The organism is Bacillus pumilus, from assembly GCF_024498355.1.
Lineage (GTDB): Bacteria > Bacillota > Bacilli > Bacillales > Bacillaceae > Bacillus > Bacillus pumilus_P.
Genome location: NZ_CP101833.1, coordinates 441,341 through 457,900, shown reverse-complemented (window position 1 = coordinate 457,900; position 16,560 = coordinate 441,341). Strand labels below are relative to the sequence as shown.

At 43.5% G+C, this 16,560-nt stretch carries 17 protein-coding genes; 6 read left to right on the top strand and 11 right to left on the bottom strand.

What is annotated here, in order from left to right:
* Positions 1–22: 22 nt before the first annotated feature.
* The 3 genes from NPA43_RS02220 to NPA43_RS02210 all read right to left on the bottom strand — a co-directional run bounded on the left by NPA43_RS02220 (position 23) and on the right by NPA43_RS02210 (position 2,095).
* On the bottom strand, positions 23–781 hold the full coding sequence (locus NPA43_RS02220) for a LamB/YcsF family protein (protein WP_099726032.1): 759 nt from the start codon (positions 779–781) through the stop codon (positions 23–25).
* 163 nt (positions 782–944) lie between these two features.
* Complete coding sequence (locus tag NPA43_RS02215) at positions 945–1,724, bottom strand: Cof-type HAD-IIB family hydrolase (protein ID WP_370461130.1); 780 nt, start codon at positions 1,722–1,724, stop codon at positions 945–947.
* Between the two features lie 104 nt (positions 1,725–1,828).
* The gene (locus NPA43_RS02210; RefSeq protein WP_099726034.1) at positions 1,829–2,095 is read right to left on the bottom strand and encodes an excalibur calcium-binding domain-containing protein; all 267 of its coding nucleotides are present in this window, start codon (positions 2,093–2,095) and stop codon (positions 1,829–1,831) included.
* Between the two features lie 182 nt (positions 2,096–2,277).
* Between NPA43_RS02210 and NPA43_RS02205 the strand changes: the two genes are divergently transcribed.
* Genes NPA43_RS02205 through NPA43_RS02195 form a run of 3 tightly spaced genes read left to right on the top strand, consistent with a single transcriptional unit; the run spans position 2,278 to position 3,245 of the window.
* Entirely contained in the window at positions 2,278–2,655 is a 378-nt protein-coding gene (locus NPA43_RS02205; protein ID WP_099726035.1) for a VOC family protein, read from the top strand.
* Positions 2,656–2,682: 27 nt separating this feature from the next.
* The gene (locus NPA43_RS02200) at positions 2,683–2,976 is read left to right on the top strand and encodes a DUF5316 family protein (protein ID WP_099726036.1); all 294 of its coding nucleotides are present in this window, start codon (positions 2,683–2,685) and stop codon (positions 2,974–2,976) included.
* Between the two features lie 26 nt (positions 2,977–3,002).
* Positions 3,003–3,245 (top strand): DUF2651 family protein, encoded by a 243-nt coding sequence (locus NPA43_RS02195; protein ID WP_099726037.1) that lies wholly within the window; start codon positions 3,003–3,005, stop codon positions 3,243–3,245.
* Between the two features lie 43 nt (positions 3,246–3,288).
* Here NPA43_RS02195 and NPA43_RS02190 read toward each other — a convergent pair whose 3' ends face one another.
* The 5 genes from NPA43_RS02190 to NPA43_RS02170 all read right to left on the bottom strand — a co-directional run bounded on the left by NPA43_RS02190 (position 3,289) and on the right by NPA43_RS02170 (position 8,850).
* A complete protein-coding gene (locus NPA43_RS02190; protein WP_099726038.1) occupies positions 3,289–3,681 on the bottom strand; it encodes a RidA family protein in 393 nt (130 codons plus the stop codon).
* Between the two features lie 226 nt (positions 3,682–3,907).
* Positions 3,908–5,656, bottom strand: a complete 1,749-nt coding sequence (locus NPA43_RS02185; RefSeq protein WP_249704761.1) for a methyl-accepting chemotaxis protein — start codon at positions 5,654–5,656, stop codon at positions 3,908–3,910.
* Positions 5,657–5,754: 98 nt separating this feature from the next.
* On the bottom strand, positions 5,755–6,876 hold the full coding sequence (locus NPA43_RS02180; protein ID WP_099726040.1) for a mannitol-1-phosphate 5-dehydrogenase: 1,122 nt from the start codon (positions 6,874–6,876) through the stop codon (positions 5,755–5,757).
* Position 6,877: 1 nt separating this feature from the next.
* Positions 6,878–7,312 (bottom strand): PTS mannitol transporter subunit IIA, encoded by a 435-nt coding sequence (locus tag NPA43_RS02175; protein ID WP_099726041.1) that lies wholly within the window; start codon positions 7,310–7,312, stop codon positions 6,878–6,880.
* A gap of 95 nt (positions 7,313–7,407) precedes the next feature.
* Positions 7,408–8,850 (bottom strand): PTS mannitol transporter subunit IIBC, encoded by a 1,443-nt coding sequence (locus NPA43_RS02170; protein ID WP_256499305.1) that lies wholly within the window; start codon positions 8,848–8,850, stop codon positions 7,408–7,410.
* A 506-nt stretch (positions 8,851–9,356) separates the two neighbouring features.
* Here NPA43_RS02170 and NPA43_RS02165 point away from each other — a divergent pair.
* The 3 genes from NPA43_RS02165 to NPA43_RS02155 all read left to right on the top strand — a co-directional run bounded on the left by NPA43_RS02165 (position 9,357) and on the right by NPA43_RS02155 (position 12,350).
* Complete coding sequence (locus tag NPA43_RS02165) at positions 9,357–10,991, top strand: copper resistance CopC/CopD family protein (RefSeq protein WP_099726043.1); 1,635 nt, start codon at positions 9,357–9,359, stop codon at positions 10,989–10,991.
* Positions 10,992–11,007: 16 nt separating this feature from the next.
* The gene (locus tag NPA43_RS02160; RefSeq protein ID WP_099726044.1) at positions 11,008–11,622 is read left to right on the top strand and encodes a YcnI family copper-binding membrane protein; all 615 of its coding nucleotides are present in this window, start codon (positions 11,008–11,010) and stop codon (positions 11,620–11,622) included.
* A gap of 131 nt (positions 11,623–11,753) precedes the next feature.
* Complete coding sequence (locus tag NPA43_RS02155; protein ID WP_099726045.1) at positions 11,754–12,350, top strand: NAD(P)H-dependent oxidoreductase; 597 nt, start codon at positions 11,754–11,756, stop codon at positions 12,348–12,350.
* A gap of 44 nt (positions 12,351–12,394) precedes the next feature.
* Here NPA43_RS02155 and NPA43_RS02150 read toward each other — a convergent pair whose 3' ends face one another.
* From NPA43_RS02150 to gabT, 3 genes are read right to left on the bottom strand one after another with little or no spacing between them, the layout of a single operon-like run.
* The gene (locus tag NPA43_RS02150) at positions 12,395–13,789 is read right to left on the bottom strand and encodes an NAD-dependent succinate-semialdehyde dehydrogenase (protein WP_099726046.1); all 1,395 of its coding nucleotides are present in this window, start codon (positions 13,787–13,789) and stop codon (positions 12,395–12,397) included.
* Positions 13,764–15,152 carry an APC family permease gene (locus tag NPA43_RS02145; RefSeq protein WP_099726047.1) on the bottom strand — a complete coding sequence of 463 codons (1,389 nt, stop codon included), beginning with the start codon at positions 15,150–15,152 and terminating at the stop codon, positions 13,764–13,766. Before NPA43_RS02145 ends, NPA43_RS02150 begins: the two co-directional genes overlap by 26 nt.
* A 21-nt stretch (positions 15,153–15,173) precedes the next feature.
* On the bottom strand, positions 15,174–16,490 hold the full coding sequence (gene gabT, locus NPA43_RS02140; RefSeq protein WP_099726048.1) for a 4-aminobutyrate--2-oxoglutarate transaminase: 1,317 nt from the start codon (positions 16,488–16,490) through the stop codon (positions 15,174–15,176).
* Positions 16,491–16,560: the final 70 nt, after the last annotated feature.

Here is a 16,560-nt window from a genome sequence, read left to right as displayed (position 1 = left end):
TTCCCCCCTTTGATGTCGTTTTTTATTGAAAGGCCCCGATGTGAATATTGGCTTCTTTTAGCTTCGCTGTAATGGTTTTTGCAAATTGAAGCGCATGGCTGCCGTCTCCGTGAATGCAAACCGTATCTGCTTTGAGCTGAATATCTTCCCCTTGAACTGTCCGAACCTTTCCTTCTCGTACCATACGAACGACCTGCTCGACCGCCAGCTCATCCTTTTCAATGAGTGCATGTGGTTCGCGGCGGGACGTTAGTGTCCCATCAATTTGATACGTCCGATCCGAAAAGACTTCATGTGCCACTTGAAGACCTATTTTTTCACCTGCTAACGCGAGTTCACTGCCAGACAGACCAAATAACACAAGGTTCGGATCAACATCATATACAGCCTTCGCAATTGATTCAGATAATTCAGTATTTTTAGCCGCCATGTTGTAGAGAGCACCGTGTGGTTTGACATGCTGCATCTTGCCGCCTTCTGCTTTGAGAAAGGCTGATAGAGCTCCAATTTGATAAATGACGAGATCATAGGCTTCCTCTGCCGAGATGGCCATTGGACGTCTGCCAAAGCCGACTAAATCTTGCAAACCTGGATGCGCACCGATTTGAACCCCTTTATCTAGCGCCATTCTGACCGTCTTTCTCATCACCGTTGGATCTCCTGCATGAAAACCGCAAGCAATATTGGCTGAGGTGACATATTCAAGAATTTGTTCGTCTGCACCGATTGTGTATTGACCAAAGCTTTCTCCCAAATCACAGTTGATATCCACTTGATACATAGGACCCCTCCTTAATGTTCCGAAATACGGAATCACAAGTCCGAATATTCGAATTTATATTGATTATACCAACTTTGGAGAGACTGCACATGAAATTGTCAGAAAACATAACAATAGAACTAGGAGAAAGCAAAAAAGCGAGAGGGGATGTCCTCTCGCTTTTTTATTTAGATAGCACCCAATGTTGGATAGCTTTTGCTACACCGTGTTCTGTATTAGGAGCCGTAATCCAATCAGCGGCTTCTTTCACCACTTCTTGTGCATTTCCCATCGCAATTCCTAATCCGGCTTCTTGAATCATGGCCATATCATTTAGGCTGTCGCCAAGTGACATGACGTTGTCCATTGTACAGCCAATACGTTCTGCTATCTTTGCAAGTGCCGCAGCTTTGTTAATGCCTGCCGCATTGACTTCGATATTGGTTGGACTTGAATTTGTGATCTCTAGATGCTCATTTGTTTTCAATGTATTGAGCACTTCCTCACGAACGTCATCATCATGAATATCAAAGCCAAATTTTAGCCATTCATGGTCATGTATTCGATCCGGGAATTCACCTCTCCACACTTTATCCACAGTGGAAGCCCAGTAATCGGTTTCGTACCTGTTTTTTAGATCCCACATCATTTGGACGTGATCAGGATGGAGCAGATCTCGTTCGATCAGCTGAAAATTTGAATCCCAAATCTCACTTCCGTTTGCTGTCACAAGATAGGAGGAGAGTTTGAGCGGCTCCACAAGCTCTCGGCAAGTTATCAGCGTACGCCCTGTGCTAATGACGACATGGACCCCTTTCGCTTCTGCTTCTTTAATGGCTTGTTTATTTTCCTCAGGAATGACGTGCTCACTATTTAATAGTGTGCCATCCATATCAATGGCAATCAATCGGATGTCTTTCTTATCAGCTTGTGTTGACAAATTGAGTACCCCACTTTGTATCATTTTTTGAAACTATCTTTATTTTAATATAAAGACGATGATGGCACAAAGGGACGAGAATGATCCCATAGAAAAAAAGACCTTGTTACAGGTCTTTTCACATGTGTTTAGCGTTCACAAGCAATGCCGTCTTTATCGCGGTCAAGGTGTTTATTTTTTAAGTAAAGCGCTTTTGATGCATAAGGCTTGTACTTTGTTTTGCCGCCTTTGTTTTTCGTATTTTTGCTGATCGCCACTCCGCCTTTATAAACCTTGTTGAGTGCTTTGCAGTTTTTGTACTTGACTGTCTTTGCATCCGCTGTGTGAGTGTCAACTTGTGTAAAGCTTAGTAAAAGACCTAAAGACAAGACAGCCACCATGATTTTTTTCAACATGTGTAATCCCCCTATTTTTTCTCATTTTACATTTTTATCATAATTCACCATTTTTTGATTTTCAAGTCTATTTAGCTAAAAATATTGTTTTTTTGGAATTGGATGCGCCTTATTTACTATATGATAAAATAGGTGGGAAACCTTTCCGTTTTGACACGTATATGAAGAGAGGAGTTTTTCACATGAAAATGAAATATACCATTCTATATGTAAACGATGTTGAGGCGAGCATTCATTTCTATCAGCATGTACTTGGTTTCCCTATTAAATTGAGAGTTGAATCCTATGTTGAGTTTGATACTGGAGAAGTGACCTTATCCATTAATTCGCGCCAAGATGTAAAAGATGCACTTGGATTACCTGTCCCAGAGGCGAATAGCTCGTCTCAAACCTTTGAGATTGGCTTTGTCGTCGACGATGTGGATCAAGCGATTGCGTCAATGAAAGAAAAAGGGGTACCTATCGTCAAAGAACCCGCAAAAAAACCATGGGGTCAAACCGTCGCTTATGTGTCTGATCCTGATGGTCATTACATTGAAATATGTGATGCCATCTCTTAATGTCATTGTTGAAGGGAGTGAACCGGAATGAGAAAAAAACATGCTTTTTTCGCCGGTGTTTGCTCAATGATTGTGATTTGCAGTGCCGCTATCATTCTACAGCACTATGAGTGGATTGGGTTTGTCAGTGGTGGGATCGCTATTATTGGGATCGTTGTGTCTGGATTTTTAATGGGTGCATGGACAAACGGGGAAGAAACACGAGCAGCCTATCACTCTGAAACAAAAGAGCTCCGCATGTGGCGTCTTGATACGGCTTTTCTTTTTATGATCTTTGCACTTCCACATATGGCTGCGGCAGTCTTATATGTTTTGATGTAAACACTTGATAAAAAGGAGTTCGCGATATGGCTGTCTTTGTGTTATTGATTGTATTTGGCTTTCCCATCATCTCCGTGCTGATTGGTATTCTCGGCACGCTGCTTTTGAAGAAGGTTTGGATGCCAACTTTGATTGTGTTGTTAGCAAGTGTCATCCTGATGTTCACCTATATTGGCGGGGATGAATCCTTTCTCATTTGGGTCATGATCTACACAGTCTTTACGTTTCTCGCTGGATTGATCACAAAGCGAATCAAAGCTGTTTCATAAATACTCATGAAAAAAAGAACAGCTTGCACTGTTCTTTTTTTGATCAAATATCGGCGCACCATAGTTCAATTTCAATTTTCAGCTCAGGCCATCCTAAAGCTGATACATAAGCAACCGTCATTGATGGGTAAGCTGTTTTAAAGATCGTATCCCACTGAGGATATAGATGATCCCAGTCGATTTCTTCTGTTGCCCATATATTGACCTTAATCACATGCTCTTCATTCAGTCCTTCTGATTCAAGGACTTTTTTAATATTTTCAAATGTATTTGTTACTTGGTCGTTTAAGCTTGATGGTATCTGCCCATCCATATCTGTTCCTACTTGACCCGATGTAACAAATAACCCCGCACCCTTTGGCACTCTTGTGATATGACTATAATTGCCCACTGGTTTCGGCATACATTCTGGGTTTTTCCTCGTGATTTTTTCCATGTAGATCCCTCACTCACTATGATTTTTCTGCTAGATTCTTCATCATGTAGACAGACTTCACCAATTTCTGTCTATCCTAAAAGAAAACAGCAGTGGAGTATCCATAGCCACAAGATAAGAACATCAATATTTTCTTTTTCATGACCGGAACACTCCTTTTTTTATCCTGTGAGCAGGGTTTCAATAACTTCATACTACCTTACGCGAGACACGCAGTCAAAATGATTTATAGACGATAACGTGCAATATCCTGATTCAATCGCATACTCAGCTCATTGAGTCTTTCTGCTGCCTTGGCCACATTGGAGATGGCTGTCACTTGTTCATCTGTAGATGCTGTGATTTCTTCAATAGCAGCAGCATTTTCTTGAGAAATATGTGCCGCTCCATGCATCGCTTTTGTGATGAGATCGTTTTGCTCCAGCAGTGCGTTCAGCTCTTTTGTCATCGCATTTGTTTCGACAATGGTTTGTGAAATCGACGTAGAGATGGCATTGAATTCATGTTCTGTTGCGTGTACCGCCTCATCTAACTCTGCAAAACGATCCATTGTGTTGGACATCATGCCGGCTGTTGCAGTCGTTTCTTCTTTAATGCCTTGAATCATTTGCTGAATTTGAACCGCTGATTGTTTTGTCTGCTCAGCTAAATTCCGTACTTCGCTCGCCACAACCGAGAAGCCTTTGCCATGCTCTCCTGCGCGGGCTGCCTCAATGCTCGCATTCAGTGCAAGTAAGTTGGTTTCATTTGAAATGCTTTCAATCGTATCTGTGATTTGAGAGATATCCTGTACTTTTGTACTTAACTGCTCGATGCCTGCTCTAATGCCTTGAGATGCCTGTATGGATTGTTCATTTGATTGTTTTAATTGCTGAACAATTTGCTGGCCCTGCTGTGATGATTGATTCGATTGGTCAGAAATTCGTTTAATTTGATCGCTTTGTTCTTTGACGTTTTCGATGGATTGATTGTACTGGGTCATTTGTTGATTGGCTGCATCAAGGTCAGATGCCTGATGAAGCGTTCCGGTCGATATGTCGCCAATGGCTCGACCAATCTCTTCACTGCTGGCTGAGGTTTCTTCAGATATCGCCGATAAATCTGTCGCTGATTCAACAAGCTGGCTGCTCGTTTCCTGTAAACCGCTCACAAGTGTTCTAAGCTCTCCTGACATATGGTTAAAGCCTTTTGCCAGCTGTCCGATTTCATCCGTTGTTTCCTTTAAGTTCGTGCGTTCTATATTTCCCGCCGCAATTTCTTTTGAAGCTGCGGTGACTTGCTTAAGCAGCCTGACTTTTCCTCGCGCGGCCAAATAAAAGACCCCAAGACTCAGGAGAGCAACACCCGCTGTAATGAGAATCATATAGAGCTTCATCTGCTCTAATTCTTTATAAAATTCGTCCTGGAAGACGGCGATGCCTACACTCCAATTCCACGGCGTGAACTGGCTCATATAAGCAAGCTTTTGTTTTTCTTCCCCAGTTGCATCGTCCTTATCTAAATAGGTCACATAGTGTGCATCCTCGCCTTTTGCTGTGGCTCCAGCGACCATTTTTTGACGATTGGTCGTATTATCCGGGATGACGCCAATGTCGTTGACAGGATGGACTTGTGATGAATAATCCGCTCCATATGCGACGAGATAGCCTTTATTTTTATAGATAAAATCCGATTTTTGAAATTGGTATCCTTTCCCGTTGTCGTTTTTAGGCCCGCTTAAGTAAATGCGGGCTTGTTCCTGCGCCTGTTCAAGCGTCAGTTCTTTTTTCTCCACACGGTCATTCAACTGTTCAAGTGTGGCCATCGCTCCGCTGACGATGTGCTTTAAATCTGCTTTCCCCGCATCAATTAAGACATTTTTCGCTAACAAATATCCCGTTGTTCCAACAAGTCCGCCGGTTAAGATCGTGATCACGATAATGGCAGACATTAATTGAAAAAAGACATTTCTTGACGAAAACATTTTCCTTTTCATATACAAATTCCCCCTTACTTCATATATCGTCAAGCGGGGTAAAGTATTAAAAAAGTCATCAAAAAATCCCTTTCACTCGTCGGAAAGGGATTTTCTGGTTATCGAGCTATTTCTTTAAGAATGGCTTGATAGAGATCGTCTGTTGGCGTGAGGCCACATACTTCTTCTAGCACACCTTCAATGCCTTTTTCTTTTCTTAATGCCTGCAAACGAACCGCTTCTTCGTCTGCGGCAAAGTCGTAAGCCAAAGCTGCGGCAATGCCTTTGATTAAATAAACTGGCTGTTTGATCTTCTTCGCTGGACCAATTAAGCGGTCATCTGCCCCCAGCTTTCTAAGCGGGGAACGTGCGACACGAGTCACTTCGTCGGAAATAAAGGCATTTTCAAATCGTTTGATGATTTTTTGTATATACGCATCATGTTCTTCTTTTTGAAAGCCATATGTGTCAATTAAATAGCTGCCCGTTTCGTGAAGTGCACCTTCAACCACTTGGCGAATCTCTGGTGTATCGACGGCTTCTTTAATCGTTTGAACGCCTTGCTGATACCCGACATAAGCAGCTAGTGCATGCCCTGTGTTGACAGTAAAGAGTTTGCGCTCAATATACGGCGTCAAATCTTGTACAAAGGTCGCTCCGTCAATCTGAGGAACACCTCCAATAAAGCCCGTCTCATCAATGACCCACTCGAAAAATGGTTCGACTGATACTTTCAAAATGTCCTCATGCTGCTGAATAGGAACAATGCGGTCAACGGCTGAGTTTGGAAAACCAACTGTACGTGACAGCGCTTTTTCTTCATCTGCTGTTAAATGAGAGAAGACGGCTTCTTTTAAATGAGAGCTGCCCCCAATCATATTTTCACACGCAACAATGTTGACGATATGGTCAGGCTTTTTTTGTTTTAATCCATCAGCAATAGATGAAGCAATGATTTTCAATACGGCTGGTCCAACAGCTGTTGTAATCAAATCTGCTGTTGCAACGGCCTCTGTTAATGCCGCTGGATTTTGCACGGAATTGATCGCTGAAACAGGACCTACTACTTCTTGCTTCTGACCTGGTGCTGCAAGCTCGACTGTGTATTCTCCTCTTTCATTCAGCTCGTGGATCACCGCTTCATTTACATCGGTAAACACAAGCTCAAAGCCTGATGTTTTTAACAAAGATCCAATAAACCCTCTGCCAATATTTCCTGCTCCAAAATGAAGGGCCTTCATGTTAGTTCACCTCGTTAAAGATGGCGATCAGTTCATCCTGATCCTTTGCATGGATGATGCGTTCTACATTTTCTTCTTCTGAACAAACAATCGCAATTTGAGAAAGAATATCGAGATGCTCGTTGTTTTTACCAGCGATGCCAAATACGACTTTGGCGATATTTCCTTCTCCATATTCAACGCCATCTGGAATTTGGATGATTGAAATCCCTGAATGAAGGACAGCGGCTTTGGCATCCTCTGTTCCATGAGGAATCGCAATCCCGTTCCCCATAAATGTAGAAGAGATCTTTTCTCTTTCAAACATTTTGTCGACATAATCGCTTGTGACATAGCCGTTAGCCACTAGGACTTCGCCTGCTTTTTTAATGGCTTCTTCTTTAGAGCCTGCTTGTTCGTTTAGAAAAATATTGTCTTTTGAAAGTACTTGTTTCATAAATGATCACACACCTTTTTTAGAATGGAAAACAGGAAAACAACCAAAACGGGGAGTTCAATAAGGAAAAATTGAACTCAACCCGTTTCGTCATGTTATTTTTTCAATTTCTCAATCAGCTCATCGTATTTCGGGCTGTTTAAGAAATTATCAACTGAGATATGCACAGCTCCTGGCAGCTTTGCCTTGGCTCTGTCTGTTAAATCTTTATGAGTAAAGACCACATCGGCATCATTTGGAATGTTGCTGATAGATGTGTTTGTCACGTCAATATCAAGCTCTGCCTTTTTGACTTTGTTCTTTAAGATGGATGCGCCCATCGCACTTGAGCCCATTCCTGCATCGCAGGCAAAGATAATTTTGTTCACGTCATCTGGATTGACATCACTCGGAGATGCTGATTGCTCATTTGCTTCAGCACCTTCTTTTTGTGCTGTAAGGGCAGCGGCGGCTGCGCTCTTCTTCCCTTTCATGTCCTGCATTTTTTCTGTTGCTGCTGTTAAGTCTTCGTCAACTGCTTTTGAAGCTTTTAAAATCACAGAAGCGACAAGGAATGAGACAACGGTTGCCACGACAACACCTGCTAGAACAGCAAGATGTCCGCCTTTTGGTGACATCAGCATAAGAGCGATAATACTTCCTGGTGACGGCACAGCCTTTAAACCTGCATTTAACAAGGTAAAGGTCAAAACGCCGCTCGCTCCCCCTGCAATCACCGCCAAAATGAGCTTTGGTTTCATTAAGATGTACGGGAAGTAAATCTCATGAATTCCTCCTAAAAATTGAATGACAATCGCACCCGGTGCAGACTGCTTTGCATTCCCTCTTCCGAAGAACATGTATGCAAGTAGAACACCTAAACCTGGTCCTGGGTTTGTTTCAAGTAAGAACAGAACGGACTGACCCGTCTTCGCCGCTTGCTCGACTCCTAAAGGACCTAAAATTCCTTGGTTAATCGCATTGTTTAAGAACAATACTTTAGCCGGTTCAATGAAAATACTCGCCAGCGGAAGCAAGTGTGCATTGACAATGACGTCTACACCTGCCGCAAGAGCTTTATTAAGGCCTAGTACCACTGGGCCGATTGCGTAGAAAGCAATTGCGACAAGAATGGCACCTAGAATACCTGCCGTGAAGTTATTCACAAGCATTTCAAAGCCTGATCTGATACGATCTTTGAACAGCTGATCAATTTTCTTAATCAGATAACCACCAAGTGGTCCCATAATCATGGCACCTAAAAACATTGGGATGTCCGAACCGACAATGACCCCAATCGTAGCGGTTGCACCGAGTACCCCGCCTCGGTGGTCATATACGAGCTTACCGCCTGTGTAACCGATTAATAGCGGCAGTAAGTAGTTGATCATTGGTCCAACGAGTGTATTTAATTGTTCATTTGGAAAATAACCGCTCGGAATGAACAAAGCTGTAATAAGTCCCCAAGCGATAAACGCTCCAATATTCGGCATAATCATACCGCTTAAATAGCTTCCAAAGCGCTGTACTTTTACGCGGAATCCGCTTTTTTCCTGCATCTGTGAAAACTCCTTTCTTCTCTCCCTTTATTCAGGGCTTTATAGGTCAAAAGATATAAGAACAAGTGTCAGTGAAGCCCTTATCCCTATCGTAAAACGCTTTCACTTTCCCTTCAATTGAAACTAAACGTCACTTTGTCACTTAGTGTGTGACAAAATTGAAAAATGATGTGAATTCTCTGTCAGATCACAGGTTATAACAGGTGAAAAGGTTGATATGCCGTTGTTTTGGCGCAAAATTCATTGGAATTTCACAACTTTCAAATGGTCACTTCTTGTTTCCTCTTCTTAAATCGAATAGGCTTATATTGATCAAACCTATTCATTCAAGAAACGTCTGCGCAGACACGACACAGAAAAAGTGAACCATCTTGCTGTTTGTTTCGTTTACCTTTTAGAGAGGGCGGTACAATAGGAGGAGCGGTTTTTTCTGTGACTCACAGTTTACTGCCGCTTTCTTTCTGATACATGAGACATTTTCATAGGTAGAAAGGCGGTTATTCACCTTGTTTAAAAATAGTAAGTGGCTTCTGCTTCTTATGGTCATGTTCGCTTTTTTCATTCCAAAGGAAGCATTTGCTCACGCATACGTCGTGAGCTCGAACCCAGCGGCAAATGAAGAGCTGGATCAGCAGCCTCCTTCAGTCTCGATCACATTTAGTGAAGGAATCGAAAGCGGATTTCATGCCATTAAGGTGTTCAATGCAAAGGGTGATCGTGTGGATAAGGGAGATACGGTCATTCAAGATCAAAAGATCATGGAAGCTGCATTAAAAAAGGATTTACCAAAAGGGATTTACACCATTCAGTGGAATGCGGTATCTGCGGATGGACACTCTGTCTCTGGCATGATCCCGTTTAGTATTGGAAAAGCGGATGGAGGATTTGACCAATTAGATCAAGGTCAATCGAATGAATCAATCGATATGGCTTCGACCATTGACAAAGCCTTTCTTTATACGTCGTTCAGCTTATTCCTCGGAACCATTTTGTTTGGACTGTTTTGGTTTAAAGCAGCCATTTCACACGTATTAGCTAAACGAATGAAGCGGCTTCTGACATTGTCACTTATCATGATGGGCGGAGCACTCGTGTTCCAGCTGCCGATTCAAACAAAATCAGCAGCAGACGTTTCCTTTTGGGGGGCGTTTCACCCATCGCTTTTACAAGAAACCATTGCGTCTACTTCTGGTGGGAGTCTGTGGATGATGCTCATGGCATCGTTTGTTCTTCTTGCCATTTGGACCATTGTGGCGATGAAAAAAGGGAACTTCACTGCTTTTCGGGTATGGCTGTTCCCGCTGCTCATTTTCACGGTGCTCCTTTGGCTGAAAGCACAAATCGGTCATCCAGCAGCAACAGATAATAAAATACTGACAACGTCACTTGATTTCATCCATCTCGTCTCTGCATCCATTTGGGTCGGTGGTTTAACAGCCATTGTCCTTCTGTTAATGAAGAAGCTGCCAGATGAAGATCAGCCGCTCATACGCAGGACACTGACAGCCTTTCATCCGTGGGCACTGCTTTCTGTTGGACTCATTGTGTTTTCAGGATTTGTGAATGCCATCTTTATTTTGCAATCGTTTGATGCCCTTTTCCAATCAGCGTACGGACGAACCTTTTTAATCAAGCTTGGTTTATTTATCATCATGGGCCTCCTTGGACTTGTCCACTACTTGATGCTGAGATGGGAAAAGAAGCAGAAGCGCCATGTTTCCTTACGGGCAGAATGGATCATTGGGATCGCTATTTTGTTATTAACGGCTGTGTTCACCAATATTCCAAGCCCTCCGCCGCCTGCACCTGAGCCATTCTTTGGAGCAAATCAGGTCGAGCATCGTGACATTGTGTCCTTGAGCATTACCCCGAATGCCCCTGGGAAAAATACATTTGAGGTGGCATTTACAAAGAAGGATGGACAAACGATCACTGACATTCAATCTGTGACAGCCAATATCCATAAAGTTGCCTTGTTCGGTGATGAGTCCCCGAGTGAATTTCAGCTGAAACGATTAAAAAATGGACATTTCTCTGCTGAAAATCTCTTATTAAATGAAAAAGGCACTTGGAAAATTGACATCCATGCGTTGACTGGTTCTTTTGAAAAGATCGATACCACATTTATTAGAAGAAACTAAAAGGAGTTTAGATCACATGAAAAAATACGTTAAAGCTTTATTACCAATGCTTCTCGCTTCATTTTTACTGGCGATTCCTGTGAGTGCGCACGTGACAGTCAAACCTGATACGTCTACGACAAACGCTTGGGAAACTTATACGTTAAAAGTACCTTCTGAAAGTGACAGCCCGACAACAAAGGTTGTCATCACAATGCCTAAAGGCGTAGAGTTCCAACAATACGAGCCAGTACCTGGCTGGAAAACAACAACTGAAGAGAAAGATGGCAAGGTGACAAGAGTCACTTGGGAAGCAACGGGTGATGGTGTACTTGCTGGACAGTTCCAACAATTCGTTTTTGTGGCAAAAAATCCTGAAAAAGCAGGTGAAGCTGCATGGGATGCGTATCAATATTATAAAGATGGAACGGTCGTTGAATGGACTGGCGATCAAGACGCTGATAAACCTCATTCCATCACAAACATTGTTGCATCTAATACCGTAACGGATTCACATGGTCAAGAAAAACCAAAAGAAGAAAAAGCGTCTGAAACAGCGTCCACTTCTTCCTCACCACTTGTCCTTGGCCTGTCCATTGCCGCTCTAGTCGTAGCACTTATTGCACTTGGTCTTGCTTTTAGAAAGAAATAAATCATACATGAGCGATCGTTTTTCGGAAGCGATCGCTTTTTATTTTCCCAACCTATCATTTCCAATATAGGATTGAATAGGATGCAGGCGCATGCCATAATGAGACAGATGACCACCTAGGAGGCTATGAGATGAACCATCTAATTATATTTGCTCATCCCCAGCAAAGCTTAAATCAAACGCTATTAGATCTTGTTGTGAGCACTCTTTTGAACAATGGTCATGATGTGACTGTTCGTGATGTCTATGCCCTCGGCTTTCAGCCAGAGCTCACCATAGCCGAAAAGGCTGCGATCAAACGCGGTGATGTGCCGATCGCCATTCAAACAGAGCAGATGCTTATTCAACAAGCGGATGTCCTGACGTTTATTTTTCCGATATGGTGGACAGGCTTGCCGGCTATGCTAAAGGGCTATGTGGAGCGCGTCTTTTCGGAGGGATTTGCTTATCAGGTAAATGAGCACGGGGCTATTGAAAATCTTCTTCGGGACAAAAAAGGTGTTATTATCAACACACACGATGCCCCAAGGACCTTTCTTGATTCCAATATGATCGTTCCCCCTTCCCATCACATGACAACTGATACAGAAGTCTTCAGTTTTATCGGTGTTGAGCCTGTCGAACGGCTTTTATTTAGCAGCATGGATCAAGCATCTGCTGATTATATCCACGAAATCCTCCAGGAAACGAAAGAAACAGTGGATCAACTCTTCCCGCCAGCTGTTTAATAAAAAAGGACTGCCGAGGTTTCTCGGTCAGTCTCAATCGTTCATTATCCATCTAAACCAATGGATACATATTTTGTTTCTAAATATGGCTCGATGCCTTCAATACCGCCTTCACGACCAATTCCACTCTCTTTCATACCGCCGAAAGGTGCCTGAACAGCCGATGGGCCGCCATCATTCCAGCCAATAATACCGTAATCAAGATTCTCTGAGATGTAGAGTCCGTTCCGGTAATTCTCTGTAAAGAAATATGCCGCAAGTCCAAAAGGTGTATCGTTGGCTAATTCAATCGCCTTATCTAAAGTTTGGAACGTCGTAATCGGTGCCACAGGACCAAAGGTCTCTTCATGCATGATGTTCATCGAAGGATCGACATGTGTGAGCACCGTTGGCTGAACAAAATAATATGACTTCTCATCGTCAAAATCCGTATCGCCGCCGACAAGCACTTTCGCCCCTTTATCCACTGCATCTTGAATTTGGTCGACAATTTTATCAAAGCCGCGCTTATTGATAATTGGACCGATTGATGTGCCTTCTTCAAATCCATTTCCCACTTTCAGCTTTTTCACTTCTTTGCTGAACGCTTGAGCAAACGCTTCATGAATCTCCTCATGTACAATTAAGCGGTTGGCACAGACACAGGTTTGTCCTGCATTGCGGAACTTAGATGCTACTGCTTGTTTCACAGCCAGTTCAAGATTTGCATCCTTGTCTACGATCAGCGGCGCATGACCGCCAAGTTCCATCGATACGTGTTTCACTGTGCTCGCACTGTTTTTGATCAGATGCTTTCCGACTGGCGTTGAGCCTGTAAACGTGATCTTGCGAATCAATGGACTATCTGTGAAGATTTCACCAACTTCTTTTCCATCTCCAACAACCCATTGCAGAGCATCCTCTGGAATCCCGGCTTCATGTCCTAATTTCACAAGTTCAATGGCCGTGAGCGGCGTGTCTTCAGCAGGTTTCACAATAAACGTACAGCCCGCCGCCAGTGCTGGTGCTGCCTTTCTCGTAATCATCGCCGCAGGGAAATTCCACGGTGTAATCGCAGCGACAGGACCGACTGCCTGCTTTGTGACGAAAAGACGCTTATTTGTCGTATGAGACGGGATGGTTCTGCCATAGATTCGCTTTGCTTCCTCTGCATACCATTCAATATATCCAGCTGCATAGACGATTTCCCCTAATGCTTCTTGATAAGGCTTCCCGTTTTCTTCCGTGATGATTTTTGCAAGCCTTTCTTTATGTTCGATCATGAGATCAAACCACTTGCGGATGATATTTGCACGATCATGGGCTGACGTTTTTGCCCACGTTTTGAATGCTTTGTGTGAGCGAGATATCGCGTCTTCGATCTGTTCTTTTGTATGCTGAGCAACTGAAGCAATCTCTTCCCCTGTTGCAGGATTATACACTTTGAGTTCGTTTGTCATGCTCTACCTTCTCCTTCGTTCTTGGATTCATTACATATAGTATATACCCAATGAGTGCCCAACCTAAAAGCAAGATCCATTCAGCTGGCCATGACAGAGACGCCGGCATCCCCGGAAAATAAAATGAAAGAAAAAGGAGACTAAGTCCGATGGCTAAAACGCCTGTCGTCCGCCAATATTTAATGCGGTATGGACGCTCAAGCTCGGGTTCTGTTTTGCGAAGTTTCATAAAGGCGATGGACACAATTAAGTACCCGACGATAATTCCCACACCGCCTGCATTCACAATCCAGACAAGGGCAGGGCGGCCTAGCAGTGGAGCAAAAAAGGCCAGTGCCCCTAAAAATAAAATCGCATTTGTCGGTGTTTTATACTTTGGATGAATATACGCAAACCATTTGGAAATCATGCCTCTTTCCGCCATTGCGTATAAAATACGGCTTGCACCAATGATAAAAGCATTCCAGCTCGTCACAATTCCTGCTACACCGCCAATCACAAGCACTGTCCCAAATGCTTGATGACCGAGAAGCTGCACCATGGCATCTGCTGTCGCCAATGAAGAGGCTTCAAGCTGGCCCTTTGACAACCCAGCCGATACGCCAAAGACAATGAGCAGATAAAAAACAACCGCACTCACGATGGAGATAATCAAGATTCTCCCGATGATTTTCTTCGGTGCATTGATCTCTGCCGCCACTTGCGGAATGACATCAAATCCAACGAATAAAAAGGGAATCATGACTAAAACGGCCATGAGACCGCCAACCCCGCCTTGAAACATCGGCTCAAGGTTTGCAAAATCGCCATTAAACGTCGCTCCACCTAAAAGGAGAAAACCTGTCAGAATAATCGCCACTGTGAACACTGACTGAAAAATGGCAGCAGGCTTTGCGCCAATGTAGTTCAGAGCTGTTAAAAATAACGCACCGCCAGATCCAATCAATACCCACGTGAAATAAACGTCCCATCCCCCTATATTCCATAGGAAACCAACATGCTGTGTTGGAATGACATAGTCAATCACTGTCGGCAGTGCGACAGCTTCAAACGTAATGACGGACACATAACCAAACAATACGCCCCATGCGGAGACAAACGCTGATTTTATCCCAAAGGCCCGCTGGACAAAGACGAGACCTCCGCCTGTCTCTGGAATTGCCGACGAAAGCTCGGCATACGTGAGTCCAATAAAGATGACGAGAATGCCCCCTATGACAAAGGCAATCACACTTCCTAAAAATCCAGCTGTTAAAATCCAATCTCCCGAAAGTACAACCCAGCCCCAGCCAAGCATTGCACCAATGGACAAAAACATTACGTCTGACTGCGACATGGTTTTAGCCATTTTTTGTTTTTGCATACAACCATCCCCCTTTGTTGTTTAGCGTGCTTTGAAGGCGTCCTCGATGATCCCTAATCCTTCATGCAGCAGCTCATCTGTGATGACAAGTGGTGTTAAAAAGCGAATAATATTCCCATTAATCCCTGCCGTTAATAAGAGCAGCCCATGCTCATTTGCATATGCTGCAATCGCTGCGGCTGTTTTCTTATCAGGTGTACGCGTTCTTTGATCTTCCACAATTTCAATTGCTGCCATTGCCCCTAATCTCCGGACTTCTCCAATGAATGGGTACTTTGTTCTCCAATCATTTGCTTTGTCTTCAATGACTTGTCCAATGTGTTCAGATCGTTGATTTAATTGTTCTGTTTCAATGATATCAAGAACCGCTAATGCTGCCACACAGCCTAACGGACTTCCAGCATACGTTCCCCCCAGCTCGCCTGGATCCGCTGCATCAAGCAGTTCTTTTCTGCCAACGACACCGCTTAGCGGCAGGCCAGCTGCAAGTGATTTTGACACAGTGATTAAGTCTGGCACAACATCAAAGTGCTCAATGGCAAAGTATTTCCCCGTTCTCGCAAAACCTGTTTGGATCTCGTCTGCGACAAATACAATACCGTGCTGCTGGCAGAATGAAGCGACGTGCTGTACAAAGCGCTTCGATGGTACAATGAATCCGCCCTCCCCTTGGACAGGCTCCATGACCACACAAGCAACGGTTTCTGGTGCAACGGTTGCCACAAAGAATTGATTGAATTGATCAATGATGTACTCATCGTAGGCCGCATCACTTAATCCCTCAGGCTTCTGATAGTAATAAGGATACGGCGCTTGATACACCTCTGATGCGAATGGCCCGAACCCAAATTTATATGGCTTGACCTTGCTCGTCATGCTCATCGTCATATTTGTTCTGCCGTGGAAGCCTCTTGTAAAAGATACAACAGCCTGTCGTTTCGTATATTTACGGGCAATTTTCACCGCATTTTCAACAGCTTCTGCACCTGAATTTAAGAAAATGGCTTTCTTGTCATGGTCGCCTGGCGTTAGGTGGCATAGCTTTTCTGCTAATTCGATATAGGATTCGTACATCATCACGTTGAATCCTGGATGAATCAGACTGTCTGCCTGTGCTTTCACCGCTTCCACAACCTTTGGATGTGAATGCCCTACATTTAATGTACCGATAGCGCCTGCAAAATCGATAAAACGATTCCCATCAATATCGAACAGCTCGGCTCCCTTCCCTTTCGCTGCAAGATGACGGTTGCCATTACTGACGCCCCTTGCGACGTATTGATCTCTTTTCCCCTGCCATTCTTCTGTTGAAAAACGGTTTGTTGTCGTTTGACTCATTGTCATCCATCCCCTTTATGTCTTTTTTATTATTCTGAATATTTTTTGGTATGATAGAAAGTACCAATAT